Raw genomic sequence first — 14,623 nt, forward strand, 5'->3', positions numbered from 1 at the left:
TACAAGTGAGGAGCCCGCATGCCCATGCTGCATAAACCATGAGAACTCCTCCTTTCAACTCACTATTTGATTTTAAAATAGGACACAGACTCGTTCAATGTATCCACGACGGACTTCAGTTGTTCCGACGCAGCAGCAATATTCTGCATCATGGCAAGCTGTTCCTCTGTGGCTGCTGCCACCGTCTGAGATCTCGTCAGAATGTGGGACGAGCTTGACGCTGACTGATCCATCGTCGCTGAAATTTCTTCCGAGCTAGCCGACATTTGCTCTGTTATGGCTGATGTTTCATGAATCTGCGTGACGATATGTGTCACAGATTGCATGATCGTTTCGAAGCTCTGGTTCACTTCCTGCATCATTTGTGAGCCAGCGCTCGCTTCCTGCTTCGTCGCATTCATCGACCGGGATACACTAGCAATCTCTACTCTTGTCTCGTGGATCAACTGATTGATGCCGTCAGCGGATTCGATGGATTGTGAGGCAAGTTTGCGGATTTCTTGTGCAACGACATTGAACCCTTTGCCATGCTCACCTGCTCTAGCCGCCTCAATGGACGCATTCAGCGACAAGAGATTCGTCTGGTTCGCGAAGCTCGTGATGCTCGATGCGATTTGCCCAATCTCATCCGATTTACGTGTCAGCGACTGTACCGTCATAGACAGCTGTTCAACCGAGCTCAGCATATTCACGATCTGATGTTGCAGCTTCGAGAGCAGCTCATTGCCGAGTGTTGCGTGCTGAGAGGTTAATGAGGAGTGATCCGCCATAACGCTTGAGTTCTCTGCTACGCGTTGAATCCCAATCGCCATTTCCTCAATAGCACGGCTCGTTTCTTCACTGCTTCTTGCTTGAACTTCGACTTCCTGCGTCATTTCTTGGATATTCGAAGCGACATGTTCAGCAGCGTGAGCAGACTCTTTGGAGCTGTCCGACAGCTCCACGGAAGCATCGTGCACGAATTGCGTATTGTGTGCGATCGTACCGATCAAGCCTCTCATTTTGGCAACCATATGATCTACCGATTCTGAAATCTGCCCCAGCTCATCCTTGGAATACGTCAATTGAGCCTCATGACGCAAATCTCCTGCAGCAACCCCGCCCGTAATGGTTATAATCCTACGAATCACTGACATGATCTTCCTGATCACGAATCCGCCAGCTCCAAACAAAATGAAGATGATAACTGCCACACCGATGTAAACACCTTTCGCTGTTGCGTTATTCTCCTGCTTAATATCGACAATACTCTGCTTAGCATGCACGTCTAGTATTTCACCAATAGCATTCAGCCCTTCGCGTCCCTTCTCAAAAGTGGTCATTAGCTTCGCTTCATTCAAAACGCCTTTGCCAACACTCCCCGCTTGAATGACGGCATTCGCTTCTTTGACCCACTGGTCGAAGGATGTTTGGAAGCTCGATGCACTTTGCTCTATGGTCACTTTCGTCTCCGCATGTGCCGTTTGCAGTAATTCCTTTGATTTTGAAATAGTAACGGCCTGTCCAACCCTTGTATTCGTTTGTTCAATATTGTCTTTCAGCAGCTTCAACTGGTTCGTTTTCTCCTCGGCAGTTAAGGTGCCCGACACTAACAACTGATAAGCGTTCATGGCTTGATACATATCCCTGTCCGCATTCAATATAAGTGACACACTCTTCTCCGTCGTCTCATACAAGGAAGAGGTCAGCGTATCCGTATTGGACTTGTTTACCTGTAGAAGATATACGCTTGAACCTAAATACAATAGAGAAGGAATTAATAGCAATAAGATAAGACGCAAACGTATCGAGAAAAATGTAGTCACCGGTAGTTCCCCCATCGTGAAGCTTTTTTTATTCACTATAGAGGACAAACGTTTAACATTTATTAGAAAATTGTTAGAATTGGTTGAGATTCGGATGAGCAAAAATAAGCCCAACGGCATAAATGCCATTGGACTTATTTCGTGACGGAGAGAGAGGGATTCGAACCCTCGCACCGCTTACGCAGTCTAACCCCTTAGCAGAGGGTCCCCTTATAGCCACTTGGGTATCTCTCCATATATGGCTCCCCGAACAGGACTCGAACCTGTGACAACTCGATTAACAGTCGAGTGCTCTACCAACTGAGCTATCAGGGAATGAACAAGTTTTATTTTATTATGAAGGCGCTGTTAAGTCAAGTGTATACGATTTCAATTTTCCCCTGCAATTTCCACAGGCAAATTTACGCACATCCATTTTACGTTTCCGATAATACTCCGTCTTGCAATTCACGCACTCTATCCTATATTTATAGGGTTGTTTCGCCCGGGGCCGCGGTAAGGATTGGCAATATCGGGTACCTCCGACTTGGGCTAGCAAGGTTTTGAAATCCTGATCCCGATGCTGATAACCTCGCTTCAAAATATGTAAATGATAATGGCAGAGCTCGTGCTTGATAATCTTCTCGATTTCATCCCGCCCATAGGTCTCCCACTGGCTCCAACTGATTTCAATATCATGTGATTTCATAAAATAACGTCCACCCGTCGATCGCAATCTTCGGTTAAAACGCGCCTGGTGAACGAAGGGTCTACCAAACGATTCCATAGAAATCTGCTCAATCCATTGCTGCAGCTCTTGATCTTCCATCTACGAACACTCCAATGACAAGTTCTTACTTGAATTTGTACCGTATGTACGGCTATACTGTCAAGTAGAAAAGAAGAACGAACGCTCTATACAGAAAGGATTTGAACCACCCATGCCACAAATGCGCTATGCGATATTGAAGCTTGACCAACAACTAGAATTCGTCGAAATGCCTTCCTCCTATTCCTATCAATTAACAGCTTTGAACCAACGTTTGCACAAAGAATTAGAGAAATTAACCGCAGACCATGTACCACAGCTTCCACGCGTCATTGCGGAGTGTGACGACTTGGAATTGATCGGTACGACGTATATACTCATCCAAGGCTTGGATTACATCAATGGTTTGGAGAAAACGTTCGCTGGTATCCAAGAGAAATCGTACCCGCTGATCTCGTTGTTGACTGAAATTCGTGCGCTGCAAGCTCAGCTTGAGCAGTGGTACGAAGAGGAATTTGAGCTCTAAAATAAAGGGACCTGCACCCAATACCTTCAATCTTCATATGCTATAAGTACATGGCGAAGAAGGGGATGGGCATATGCCGCAATGGCTTTGTAATCAATTAATGCGTGCCTTCCAGAACAAAAACCGCAGACAAATTCGATTATTGAACGATAGCTGGTACTTTTACCGCACTCGCCGCTCACAAGAGGAGTGGCCTGACAGCCAATCGACGGACGGACCGAGTAAACGTAAATTTTGATAAAAAAGCTAGTACTTGTGCCACAAGTGCTGGCTTTTTTGCCATTGGGTACATAGAACCCAGATAGAAAGAATAATCACGCGATAAAAAGTACGAACATGATGAGATGCAGAATAGGAAAAAATAGTTGCATATTTGAAATGTGCCCTCTATACTGTAAATAAATGTAACAAAAAGTAAATGCGCATAAAGTGAAAACAGTACGAAAACAAAGAAAATGCGAAAACAAAAAAACAAATACAAATATAAATACCTGAGTGAAGCACACTCGAGCTTGCAGATTATCTGCCGTTCGTTTGTGCTTTTTTTGCGTATTTATTTTGAAAAGGGGGCTTATTTACATGCAGACAAATAGCAGTCAGTGGCTGCGCAGAATGCGCGAGAAGCATCGTAGGTTGTTTTGGAAAAGGGAATTGGAGGATCGGTTTCAGGTGTTGCAGAAAGGGGAAACCGTGGGACGTGTGCAGGAGAATGGGAATGGAATAGATCAAGTGAAGGAGATTGGAGAAAGAGCAGGGCGAGTGCAAAAAAACGTGAAGAGAAAAAACCAAGTGAAACAGACTGGAAAACAAGTAGATATAATGCAACAGACTGGAGAACAAGCAAGTAAAGTGCAAAAAAACGGACATCGAAATAACAACGTTATCCCTTTGGAACAAAGAAGGATCGTCTCTAGCAGTAAACCACATCCCCCCACCATCGCTGAGCTTGAGGCGGATGTGTGGGAACTTCGAAAGAAGTTTATCCTCCAGATCGCCAATCGGCGTAACGGCAAAGTGCGGCTTCAAGAAGTCGCTGCCGAGTGCAATGTGAACATTCGTATCGCTGCTGAGTGGCTCATCCGTCTTTCCATGGAAGGAATGCTTTCCCTAGTCGCTGGTCAGCGGTATACGATGACTTACTCGGTGAAGGAGGTGGGAGCTGGGCAGAAGTAGGGGATGCAAACAACAAATTCGACATCTAGCAAATACCTGTATAACCTACAGTTAATTTTATCGAATCCGACCTATTTCGGAGACTAGCTGGAAAACCTCCATCTATTTCGAGTCAAATGGGCGAATTTGATGAAATATGTGGAAATTAGCTACATGAAATCCAGTTAAATCCCTAAATGTGGAGGTGAGCAGGGAATTTAGATGGAGGAAATCCAGTTAAATGGCTAACACAAGTAAAAAAGCAGTTGGGAGTGAACTCCCAACTGCCATAATAAACTGCTCTCATCAACCTACTATTGCGGTTTCTTCATGGTTAAGCCTACACGGCCTTTTTTCTGGTCCACGTTGAGCACCCATACTTGGACGATGTCTCCGACGGAAACCACATCCATCGGATGTTTCACGAAGCCGTTCTTGAGCTGGGAGATGTGCACCAGCCCATCGTTTTTAATGCCGATATCGACGAAGGCGCCGAAGTCGATGACGTTACGCACCGTGCCGGTCAATTCCATGCCCGGCACAAGGTCCTCCAGCTGCAGCACGTCTGTGCGGAAGATCGGCGCAGGGACTTCGTCCCGCGGATCCCGCCCAGGCCGCTGCAGGCTGTCTAGGATGTCCCGCATCGTCGGGACACCGACGCCAAGCTTAGGAGCCAGCTCCTCTGGCTCCAGCGTCTGCAGCAGCGCTAGCAGCTGCTGAGAGCCTAGCTGCGCAAGCTCGATGCGCAGCTCCTTGAACAACCGATCCACCACGTCGTAAGACTCCGGATGGATCGGGGTGTTATCGAGCGGATTCCGGCCACCCGCAATCCGCATGAACCCGACACACTGCTCGAAGGATTTCGCGCCAAGGCGCGGAACCTTCGACAGCTCCTGGCGGGAGCTGAACTTGCCATTCTCCTCGCGATACTTCACGATGTTCTTCGCCAGTGTCGCGTTGACCCCCGACACGTACGACAGCAAGGACGGGGATGCCGTGTTCAAGTCCACCCCGACATGGTTAACGGCCGATTCTACGACGGCCTTCAAGTTCTCGTCCAGACGTTTCTGCGAAACGTCATGCTGGTACTGACCGACGCCGATCGCTTTCGGCTCGATTTTTACAAGCTCCGCGAGCGGGTCCTGCAGCCTCCGCGCGATCGAAATCGCGCTGCGCTCGGCCACGTCGAGCTCAGGGAACTCCGTCTGCGCCAGCTTCGACGCCGAGTACACGCTCGCCCCCGCTTCGCTGACGATCAAGTACTTGAGCTTCCGCTCCTTGATCTCACCGATCAGCTCCGCAACGAACTGCTCCGTTTCACGGGACGCCGTCCCATTCCCGATCACAATCAGCTCCACGCTGTATGTGCTGATCAACTGCTTGAACTTCGCCTTCGCTTCCGCCACCTTATTATTCGGTGGGGTTGGGTAGGTGACGGCGATTTCAAGCATTTTACCGGTGTCGTCGATGACGGCCAGCTTACAGCCTGTCCGGTAAGCCGGATCGACACCAAGCACCACATGGCCCTTAATCGGCGCTTGCAGTAAGAGATTGCGCAGATTTTCGGCGAAAATCTTAATCGCCTGCTCCTCGCCCGCTTCTGTCATTTCACCGCGCACCTCGCGCTCAACGGACGGGGCAAGCAGCCTTTTATAAGCGTCTTCGACAATCGTTCGAAGTACATCCCGCACCACGGAATCACCCCTCACGATTTGACGCAACATGTAATCGTGTATTTTATCCGGCCCAACATCTAGTCCAACCTTCAGAATCTCTTCCCGCTCCCCGCGATTAATCGCGAGAATACGGTGAGGCGGCAGGCGCTTCACAGGCTCTTGATAGGCATAATACATCTCATAGACTGATTCTGCCTTCGCATCTTTAGCCTCTGTCCGCATAATGCCGTTATCCTGCGTGAAGCGACGCACCCAGGCCCGTATTTTCGCATCATCCGCGATATTCTCCGCTAGGATATCCATCGCGCCTTGGATCGCCTCTGCGGCGCTTCCAACCTGCTTGTCCGCGTTAATATAACGCGAAGCCTCTTGCTCCAGAGAGCCTTGACGAGGCTGCTTCCAAATCCACGCGGCAAGCGGCTCCAGACCGCGCTCCTTCGCAACGCTAGCTCTCGTTTTCCGCTTCTGGCGATAAGGCCTGTAGAGATCCTCGATTTCCTGTAGCTTCACAGCTTTCTCAATCGATGTGCGCAGCTCGTCCGTGAGTTTGCCTTGCTCATCGATCAGACGAACAACCTCGATTTTGCGATCCTCCAGATTACGCAAATACTGCAAGCGCTCCTCGATATCCCGCAGTTGATTCTCGTCGAGCTCACCCGTCATCTCTTTCCGATAACGCGCGATAAACGGAATCGTATTGCCCTCATCCAACAGATCCATCGTCGTCTTCACTTTACCAGAAGGCAACTGCAGCTCAGCGGAGATTTGCTTCAGGATTCGTTCCTGAATCTCCGCTTTCTTCTCCGCAGGAATCTGTATCTTCGCCTTCGGTTCCTCAAACTCACTTGCTTTTGGTTTTCCTTCGTTCTCTGTTATTTGGCCTTCAGCTTTTGCCTTTAGACCATCCGTCTCCACATTTGCCACAGTCATACCTCTTTTCTATTGATCGTATGTATATGTATGTACAAACCAAAAAACGAGGGTACCTATCGCCCTCGTCCGTTCCAGACCATATTCAAAATTCTATCAGTCCCACACTAATTTGCAAAGCGTCGTCAACCTTTCGCATCGTTTCTTCATCTAAATGCGTAATTTTGTCCGTCAATCTTTGCTTGTCGATTGTTCTGATTTGCTCAAGCAGAATGACCGAATCTCGATCGAAACCGTGCGTCTCCGCGTCGATTTCCACATGCGTGGGAAGCTTTGCCTTTTGGATTTGAGCTGTAATCGCTGCAACAATCACAGTGGGGCTAAAGCGGTTGCCGATATCATTTTGGATCACTAGAACAGGACGGACTCCTCCCTGCTCCGATCCTACGACCGGCGAAAGATCTGCGAAAAATACATCGCCACGTTTCACAATCACGTCTTACACCCCGCTAACTAAGCGATCAAGCGTACCGTCCGCTTCTTCCTCCGCTTGAAAAGCTTCAGATGCCATGCTGAGATTTATTTTCGCCATTTCCATATACCCACGCTGCATGGATTCGCGTAGACTGCGCTTTTTGCGTTCAATTAAATACAGCTTCATTGCCTGACGAATGAATTCGCTCCGATTGGAGTTTTCCTTCTCAACAATTCCGTCCACTTCTTGCAACAGATTGTCAGGCAAGCTAATCATGATCCTTTTCGTATTATGCGCATTGCTCACACTCTCGCACCCCCAGAAACGATACAAAGACAATATTACCAGTATGTCATTCCAAAAACCAAATTATACAATAGAATATATGCCTCCGGTATATCAATTATGTTACACCTAAAGATATAAGATTGTTAATACATAGTATTCTATACCCTATTCTGAAAATCCTCTCCAATGCCTGCATAATTTACATGGTAAATTCATGCAGGACTTCATCCCGCCCTAATAACGGTGCCGCATGAGAGGATTTAAAGCCTCAACCCGCTCCCCATTACGCACATATACGCGCGCAACACGGTGTGAAATCATACATATAATTTCATAATTGATCGTCCCAAGCTGATCGGCCACATCTTCCGCGGTAATTCGTTCTTCGCCTTGCTCACCGATGAGGACAACCTCATCAAGTGCACTTACATCAGGCACATCGGATACATTGATCATACTTTGATCCATGCAGATTCTGCCGACGATTGGCACTCTTTTGCCACGAACCAGCACCTCCGCTTTACCCGAAAGCATACGAGAGTATCCATCCGCGTAGCCGATCGGCAAGGTCCCGATTTGCTCATCACCCTTGGTGTGATAAATCGTTCCATAGCTAACACCTGAACCCGCAGGCAACGTTTTGAGATGCACAATCCCTGTTTTGAGACTCAGGACTGGCTTTAGCTCAATTTTCGTTTGATCCACATCCTTAGAAGGATAAAGACCATACATCGAAATTCCGAGGCGCACCATCGAATAGGTTAAGCCTGGCAAATCAATGGCTGCCGCGCTATTTCCCGCGTGAATATAAGGGAACGTTTCCCCTTTATCTGTAAAATAGCTCACGATCCGCTCGAATCGGCCGTATTGCTCTAGCGTATAGCTTTTATCGACTTCATCTGCATTGGCATAATGTGTAAACAGTCCTTCTACATCTACATTCGGCAGCAATAAGGCTTCCTCTATAAAAGGAATCGCATCTGCTTCCGTGTGCAAGCCGAGTCGCCCCATGCCAGTATCCAATTTGATATGGATTTTCAGCTTCTTCTGGGATGCGTTCTCTTGCTTACGTCCTTGCTCTCGCAATGCTTCCAATACATCACGGCTGTATACCGCAATCGTCACATCCAAATCCCGTGCGCGGTTAATCCCTTCTGGCGGCGTGTAGCCGAGTACGAGAATAGGTGCAGTAATCCCTGCATTTCGGAGCTCCAGTGCTTCATCAAAGAACGCCACACCCAAATAATCCACACCCGCGGCGAGAACTTCTTTGGATACTTCTACAGCCCCGTGTCCGTAAGCATCCGCTTTAACGACTGCCATCTGCTTCATCCCTGCAGGCAGTACCTTCTGAAATTGTTCAATGTTGCTTCGCAGTGCATCTAACGATATTTCCACCCACGTGGGCCGATAAAAAGCATCCACCAGCGTTCACCTCTTCTATCCTGTTACAAACAACATTTTTTATATTTCTTGCCGCTGCCGCATGGGCATGGTTCGTTACGTCCGATTTTAGGTTCGGCAGCAATCATAGGCGTATTATTTAGCACATAGGCTGCCTCGTTTACAAAATAACGGAAGACGCGGTTTCCAGGCTCAAGAACCGTCATGACGACTGGCTTTCGCTCAAACCCATACTTCATCTCCGAGTCTGGCAAGAATTGTGCCTGTATCACACCGAAACGAACCAATATGGTAGCTACCGCGTGTAAAAACACATCAGCACTTGTATCCAACAAGATGCCGGATTGTCGATGCTTATCCCATTCTTTTTTCACATTGTGCGGTGTTCCCACTGGCCAGCTGGCTAAAACACTTGCGATGGCCCTTCTCCAGGCCTGAATATCTTCTGGACGACCACCTTCGTTCACTTCCTCGAGAATTCCCCAGTTCACTCGATTCCAAAGTGTATCCAAGAGAACAGTGGCTTGTTCCTGCTCTGTGAGCGCCAAGTAAAAGGCTAATTGCTTCGCATTTACCGTAAGTTGCGTTTCTTCTACCGTCAGTCCTAACACTACCGCTGCATAGAAAAAGAATTGGTACACCGGCTCCTGGTCTTGATTCAATGTCGGTTTACGGAAAAGCTGCAGATTCAGCCCCTCATCGAACTCGCTCCAGAATTTCCGCGGCAAATGTTTGCGCGCAGCGGACAACTTAACGTTCTTTCCGGTCTGAACGGCCTCAAGAAAAGCTCTGAATTCCTGAACGATTTGTGGTACTGATGTCCGCCCATCCATCCAAAGCTGAAGCAGCTTCTGGTCAACTACAAGTGGTTTCAGCTTGCGCTTAGAAGGCGGCGTATGTTCTTCCATATAGGCTTCTATATCATTCGAGTTCAGCCAACGTTCCAGCGCATAGTCATTATCTGCTTCCATGTACTGCTCGAATCGCTCTTCGAAATAAGTTTTATACTTACATACTTCATTCAGTGAAGCGTACTGTTCTTTTGAAATTCTAGATGTCACCTGTAGGAATTGAATCCACTTTTTGAAAGAAGTCACATAAGCACCGATATCGGATTCTTTTGTGCTGAGTACATGGCTAATTAAGAAACGGCCTGCAAAATCAACAATCGTTTCACCTTGTACATCCTCATAGCTGATTCCATAACGGACGAAATATTCGGTCATCACAAAGCCCATGCGATCCACATGTTTGTTAGCCGTTTCTTGCTTCAACTTCCCCTCATCATTCAGGAACGTCGCGAAAGCCTTCGTCTCATTTTCCCAGAACAACTGCTGCTCTTCCCAAGTTAAATTATCAATTGTATTCATCTTAAACACTCCAATTATCTATTCGCTCCAAAGTTGCATTATACCAAAAAAACGACCGTTCGTGGGGGTTGGTTAAATCTTCTTGTAAATTTTTTTCCGAATTCTTATGTTATACATGAGAAAAAACCCTGCACCACTAGGATGCAGAGCCTTCTCTTATTGATTAAAATTTTAAATAAAAACGAACTTATTTCCCGGACTGTCCATCCGTTGCCATCGCAACTTGAATCATTTCATTCACTGGCATATCGCCCGTAAACATCCGGAACTCAACACCATCGTTCGTCCAAGTCAGCGTTCTAGGCTCATCCTTCGAGCCATTCCCTGTGATCACACCAACCGTGAATCCGAGATCAACGATGTCTCCTGGTGGCAATGAAACCGATTTGGCTTGAGGTCTAACCTCAATCAAATTGAAGTTGTATTTCCCTTTATATCGTAAAAGTACAGCGGCATCCTCACCAAACTTCATATCACTGATGTCCTGCTTCACAACATCCTTAGGCAAGTAGTACGGCTCAACAATACCAATACTTTGGGCTTTGGCAGCTGCTGGTGCGGTTTTCGTCGCATCTGGTTTCGCCGTAGTGCCTGTGGCTTTGGATTGATCGGATTGACCACCTGTCGCGGACAGGTTTTTGTCCGTTACCGATTTGTCCCCAGTTGCTGCCGGGTGAACCCCATCTGTCACCGCAACGTCAGCTGACGTAGGCATTGTTTGCTGCAAATTCCAGCTCGTCATGTTACGCTCCATTTGGAAATAATCCTTATCGAACTTCGTATCAAATTCAAAATTCGTGAAATTCACTTGCACCAACACATTTTGATTCGCATCTGACACTTGCACTTGCGCAGGTGCGAGAGTTTTCTTATTCAGCCAGATTTTCTGACGAGATAGTTGCTCATTTTGGTAATTCGCGGCAACATCGAAAACGTAGGCATCCTTGTCCGTCGTAAATTGACGGTCATTATCCGCAATGATGCTTTTCGCTAAAGATTGGAACAGATACACTTGACCTTGATTCTCTGGCCAATCACTTTGGAAGCGGAAGCTCTTCTTCAAATGCGGCGTCAAGACAAACACGCCTTCTTCATTACGCAAAACGATTTGAGTAACATCCTTCGTGGCATTCGTCAGGGAAATCCGGTAGAAATGCTCAGGCGAGAACGCCACCTCAACCTGATACTCCTGCGGCTGCTGCCCTGTATTTAGAATCATGCTGCCTGAAGCTTGATAGCTGCTCGACTTGCCCATCACATGATCCAAGTCCTTTACGATAGATCCTGCATCCTTTTTACCCATCCCGCAACCTGCGAGAACCAATGCTACGCACATTACCACTGCTACCATCCATGTGACCCGGCGCATTCGATCATCCCCTCACTCATGATTAACATCAACATAGTACATGCATATGAGGGGACTTGTTCGATTATGCAGCCAAGCTTACGGCTTGGACATGAATTTAAAAATTAATGCACGCATCCCTCAGTACAGGATGCTTCTCATCCTTTGCTGATAAAATCGGTGACGTCGTCGGCCAAGCTATCCCGATTGCCGGATCATTCCACCGTATCCCGCGGTCAAGCTGCGGCGAATAATAAGCATCCACCTTGTACAGCACCTGCGTCTTCGGCTCTAAAGTACAGAACCCGTGTGCGAAGCCCTGTGGAACTAACAACTGACGCTTATTGCCGGCGCTAAGGGTAACACCCACCCACTGACCAAATGTAGGGGAGCTTGGGCGAATATCTACAGCCACATCGTAGATCGAACCCGCGACTACTCGTACTAACTTCGTTTGCGCTTGTGGGTTCAATTGATAATGCAGCCCGCGCAGCACGCCTACTTCTTCTGAAAGTGAATGATTATCTTGCACAAAATCTATCGTAATCCCCTGTACGGCAAACTTCGCCGCATGATAGCTTTCCATGAAAAATCCCCGATGGTCCGCATGGACCTCAGGTTCAATAATCACAAGCCCAGCTAAAGCTGTTGGCGTTATCTTCATACGTCCTCTCACCTCATTGACTAGCATATGCAGGAGAGTCGTAGAAAGCCTCAGACAACCGTTTATAGACAAGTGACCTCCCTCTATCGTTTGGGCTCTATGCAAGCGTAAAAAGGCCACCAAGAGCTTCACAGCCCCAGCAGCCTTTTCCATGTATGAGATGCATCTACCATATATATACGATACCTGCGATTATACCTGCCCAAATCAGGGAACCGAAGACCACACCGACAATCAATCCCTTGCCGATCGACACATGTTCATCCTGATAAGCGTCTTCATGATCAATCATACCCAAAACCTCCATAAATACTAAGTATTTGCATAGTATAGGGAAGTTGCTGATGAATCATGCGGTTGATGTTAAAAAATTTAATTTATTACTTGAGTGTAGCAACTTGTCAACTTTGTGATCAATTGAACTTGAAAATCGGAGAAAGGAATTGGTAAAATGACTTCGCTTCTCAATCACCTTGATACAGGTAAATCATGCGTTTGAGAAAACCTAATATGCATTTTTATTGATGAATCCATTTATTATCGTTTTACATATAATTTTGATGTCAAAAAGAAACGACCAATTCTCAATGTAAAAAATGTCATGCTTGATGCGATCTGTAATTGATGTATCTCCGCGTAATCCATTACTTTGCGCCCAACMTGTGATTCCAGGACGAATGTGATGCTTCACCATGTATTTAGGAATTTCTCCTTTAAACTGTTCAACAAAATGTGGTCGTTCAGGACGTGGGCCAACCACGCTCATATGACCAAATAGAACATTAAAAAACTGCGGTAATTCATCTAAACTTGTTTTGCGTAAAAAGGAGCCAAACTTAGTTTTGCGTGGATCGTTTTGTATAGTCCATCCCGTATCAACAATTTCTGGAGGCAAAGCCTTCATACTACGAAATTTATACATCATAAATTTCCGACGGTTTAGTCCTACTCTTTCTTGTCTGAATATCACTGGGCCAGGAGACGTTAACTTAACGAATACTGCAATTATTATTAATATAGGTAAAATCATTATTATTACTAAAAGCGAAAATACAATATCAAACGAACGCTTCAGTAACTTATTTCCCATTTCGTCTAGCGGGATGTCACGAATATTAATTAAGGGCATTCCTGCAAAATTATCGAAATATGGTTTCGCTGGAAGAAAATCGAAAAAATCAGGAATAATCATAACTTTAATTCCATACTTTTCGCAAACATTAACAATTTCCTCATACTTTTGATAGGCGACTAGGGGAAGAGCAATAATGACTTCATCCACTAGCGTTTTTTGCAAAATAATCTCGAGATCATCAATACTACCTAAAATAGGTTTAATATTATTTTCTAACAGTTCGTGTTTATTTTGAAAATCATCAAGAAAACCAATCACTTCAAAACCTAGTTCTGGATGTTGAACAAGACTTTTATTAAACTTTTTACCTAAAGAACCTGCTCCTAATATTAATATAAATTTTTTATTATACCCTTTTGCCCTAATTAATTTAAGAATAATATTTAAAAAATATCGATATATTAGGATAAATGAAATATTTGCTATAAGAAAAATCGCCAAAAAATGTCTTGATATATCTACTTCTTTAAATAAAAATAGTATGCTGACTAGGATTAACAAACTAATTATGTGAACCTGAACCACTTTAAAGAATTCGAATGAAAAACTTTTTTTACGTTTGGAAGAATATAGCGAGGTGAGGTATCCGAACCCTATAGCGATTAGCCCATATACAAAACTCCAAGGGACATACTTGTTGAATGGAATGAAAGGTTCATATGATATTAAATCACTTTCGAATTTCAACCACCATGCAAAAAGGAAGGACAATTCAACGAAAATTAAATCAGCAAAAGAATAAACTTGAGTTAAAAACTTTTGGTTTCCTCGTACCATAAGACCACCCCAAACATTTTGTAGATAGACTACTACTTAGAGAAACAATTTTCCATAATATCAAACCAAGTTAAATGTAATTGATATACATCTTCTTCAATTAACTCACTACCGTTTTGCACTTCAATAAATTGAAGTTCAGTAATTGCTTTAATTGAATGCCTTGCGCCAACAGGAATCTGTATAACATCTCCAGGATTAACATGAATTATCTCTTCATTTAAAACAACAATCCCATTACCGCTAATAATAGTCCAAACTTCTTTACGTTTATTGTGTCTTTGATAACTTAAATAGTTATCTTTTTTTATTCCTATCCGTTTCGTTAAAACTTCATTATCTTCAAATTTGGAGTAATCTAAGACTTTATACCATCCATATCCTC

15 protein-coding genes and 2 tRNA genes are annotated in these 14,623 nt (G+C 45.4%); 3 read left to right on the plus strand and 14 right to left on the minus strand.

Annotation, left to right across the window (positions count from 1 at the left end; translation table 11 throughout):
* Nucleotides 1-62: 62 nt before the first annotated feature.
* The 4 genes from AC1DLM_RS19400 to AC1DLM_RS19415 form a co-directional block, all read right to left on the minus strand.
* On the minus strand, nt 63-1,805 hold the full coding sequence (locus AC1DLM_RS19400; protein WP_441988364.1) for a methyl-accepting chemotaxis protein: 1,743 nt from the start codon (nt 1,803-1,805) through the stop codon (nt 63-65).
* 145 nt (nt 1,806-1,950) lie between these two features.
* Nucleotides 1,951-2,039, minus strand: a tRNA-Ser gene (locus AC1DLM_RS19405).
* A 5-nt stretch (nt 2,040-2,044) separates the two neighbouring features.
* Nucleotides 2,045-2,120: transfer RNA gene (locus AC1DLM_RS19410), tRNA-Asn, on the minus strand.
* Between the two features lie 19 nt (nt 2,121-2,139).
* Nucleotides 2,140-2,613 (minus strand): SprT family protein, encoded by a 474-nt coding sequence (locus tag AC1DLM_RS19415; protein WP_441988363.1) that lies wholly within the window; start codon nt 2,611-2,613, stop codon nt 2,140-2,142.
* Between the two features lie 112 nt (nt 2,614-2,725).
* Between AC1DLM_RS19415 and AC1DLM_RS19420 the strand changes: the two genes are divergently transcribed.
* The 3 genes from AC1DLM_RS19420 to AC1DLM_RS19430 all read left to right on the plus strand — a co-directional run bounded on the left by AC1DLM_RS19420 (nt 2,726) and on the right by AC1DLM_RS19430 (nt 4,252).
* Entirely contained in the window at nt 2,726-3,079 is a 354-nt protein-coding gene (locus AC1DLM_RS19420; RefSeq protein ID WP_441988362.1) for a hydrolase/acyltransferase, read from the plus strand.
* Nucleotides 3,080-3,152: 73 nt separating this feature from the next.
* Nucleotides 3,153-3,317 (plus strand): cortex morphogenetic protein CmpA, encoded by a 165-nt coding sequence (gene cmpA / locus AC1DLM_RS19425; RefSeq protein ID WP_141692697.1) that lies wholly within the window; start codon nt 3,153-3,155, stop codon nt 3,315-3,317.
* A 341-nt stretch (nt 3,318-3,658) separates the two neighbouring features.
* Nucleotides 3,659-4,252 (plus strand): hypothetical protein, encoded by a 594-nt coding sequence (locus tag AC1DLM_RS19430; protein ID WP_441988361.1) that lies wholly within the window; start codon nt 3,659-3,661, stop codon nt 4,250-4,252.
* Between the two features lie 293 nt (nt 4,253-4,545).
* Here AC1DLM_RS19430 and AC1DLM_RS19435 read toward each other — a convergent pair whose 3' ends face one another.
* From AC1DLM_RS19435 to AC1DLM_RS19480, 10 genes are all read right to left on the minus strand, one after another.
* A complete protein-coding gene (locus AC1DLM_RS19435) occupies nt 4,546-6,726 on the minus strand; it encodes a Tex family protein (RefSeq protein ID WP_441988421.1) in 2,181 nt (726 codons plus the stop codon).
* 196 nt (nt 6,727-6,922) lie between these two features.
* The gene (locus AC1DLM_RS19440) at nt 6,923-7,273 is read right to left on the minus strand and encodes a type II toxin-antitoxin system PemK/MazF family toxin (protein ID WP_028553893.1); all 351 of its coding nucleotides are present in this window, start codon (nt 7,271-7,273) and stop codon (nt 6,923-6,925) included.
* A 3-nt stretch (nt 7,274-7,276) separates the two neighbouring features.
* The gene (locus AC1DLM_RS19445) at nt 7,277-7,558 is read right to left on the minus strand and encodes a CopG family ribbon-helix-helix protein (RefSeq protein WP_028553892.1); all 282 of its coding nucleotides are present in this window, start codon (nt 7,556-7,558) and stop codon (nt 7,277-7,279) included.
* A gap of 216 nt (nt 7,559-7,774) precedes the next feature.
* On the minus strand, nt 7,775-8,965 hold the full coding sequence (gene alr / locus AC1DLM_RS19450; protein ID WP_441988360.1) for an alanine racemase: 1,191 nt from the start codon (nt 8,963-8,965) through the stop codon (nt 7,775-7,777).
* Nucleotides 8,966-8,988: 23 nt separating this feature from the next.
* Complete coding sequence (locus AC1DLM_RS19455) at nt 8,989-10,314, minus strand: YecA family protein (RefSeq protein ID WP_441988359.1); 1,326 nt, start codon at nt 10,312-10,314, stop codon at nt 8,989-8,991.
* 187 nt (nt 10,315-10,501) lie between these two features.
* Nucleotides 10,502-11,683: a LolA family protein gene (locus AC1DLM_RS19460; protein WP_441988358.1), complete on the minus strand. Its 1,182-nt coding sequence runs from the start codon at nt 11,681-11,683 to the stop codon at nt 10,502-10,504.
* Between the two features lie 97 nt (nt 11,684-11,780).
* Complete coding sequence (gene rfbC, locus AC1DLM_RS19465; RefSeq protein ID WP_441988357.1) at nt 11,781-12,326, minus strand: dTDP-4-dehydrorhamnose 3,5-epimerase; 546 nt, start codon at nt 12,324-12,326, stop codon at nt 11,781-11,783.
* Nucleotides 12,327-12,492: 166 nt separating this feature from the next.
* Nucleotides 12,493-12,618: a hypothetical protein gene (locus AC1DLM_RS19470; RefSeq protein ID WP_268796177.1), complete on the minus strand. Its 126-nt coding sequence runs from the start codon at nt 12,616-12,618 to the stop codon at nt 12,493-12,495.
* 213 nt (nt 12,619-12,831) lie between these two features.
* Nucleotides 12,832-14,238, minus strand: a complete 1,407-nt coding sequence (locus AC1DLM_RS19475) for an undecaprenyl-phosphate glucose phosphotransferase (protein WP_477570890.1) — start codon at nt 14,236-14,238, stop codon at nt 12,832-12,834.
* A 32-nt stretch (nt 14,239-14,270) separates the two neighbouring features.
* Nucleotides 14,271-14,623, minus strand: a 353-nt coding sequence (locus tag AC1DLM_RS19480) for a phosphomannose isomerase type II C-terminal cupin domain (RefSeq protein ID WP_477570891.1), incomplete at its 5' end; no start/stop codon positions are given.

It is taken from the genome of Paenibacillus sp. 01T442, from assembly GCF_056398345.1.

What these genes read in the sequence shown, in the direction of transcription:
- AC1DLM_RS19415 (WP_441988363.1), bottom strand. Translation starts at nt 2,613, where the DNA reads ATGGAAGATCAAGAGCTGCAGCAATGGATTGAGCAGATTTCTATGGAA.
- AC1DLM_RS19420 (WP_441988362.1), top strand. Translation starts at nt 2,726, where the DNA reads ATGCCACAAATGCGCTATGCGATATTGAAGCTTGACCAACAACTAGAA.
- cmpA (WP_141692697.1), top strand. Translation starts at nt 3,153, where the DNA reads ATGCCGCAATGGCTTTGTAATCAATTAATGCGTGCCTTCCAGAACAAA.
- AC1DLM_RS19430 (WP_441988361.1), top strand. Translation starts at nt 3,659, where the DNA reads ATGCAGACAAATAGCAGTCAGTGGCTGCGCAGAATGCGCGAGAAGCAT.
- AC1DLM_RS19455 (WP_441988359.1), bottom strand. Translation starts at nt 10,314, where the DNA reads ATGAATACAATTGATAATTTAACTTGGGAAGAGCAGCAGTTGTTCTGG.
- AC1DLM_RS19460 (WP_441988358.1), bottom strand. Translation starts at nt 11,683, where the DNA reads ATGCGCCGGGTCACATGGATGGTAGCAGTGGTAATGTGCGTAGCATTG.
- rfbC (WP_441988357.1), bottom strand. Translation starts at nt 12,326, where the DNA reads ATGAAGATAACGCCAACAGCTTTAGCTGGGCTTGTGATTATTGAACCT.
- AC1DLM_RS19470 (WP_268796177.1), bottom strand. Translation starts at nt 12,618, where the DNA reads ATGATTGATCATGAAGACGCTTATCAGGATGAACATGTGTCGATCGGC.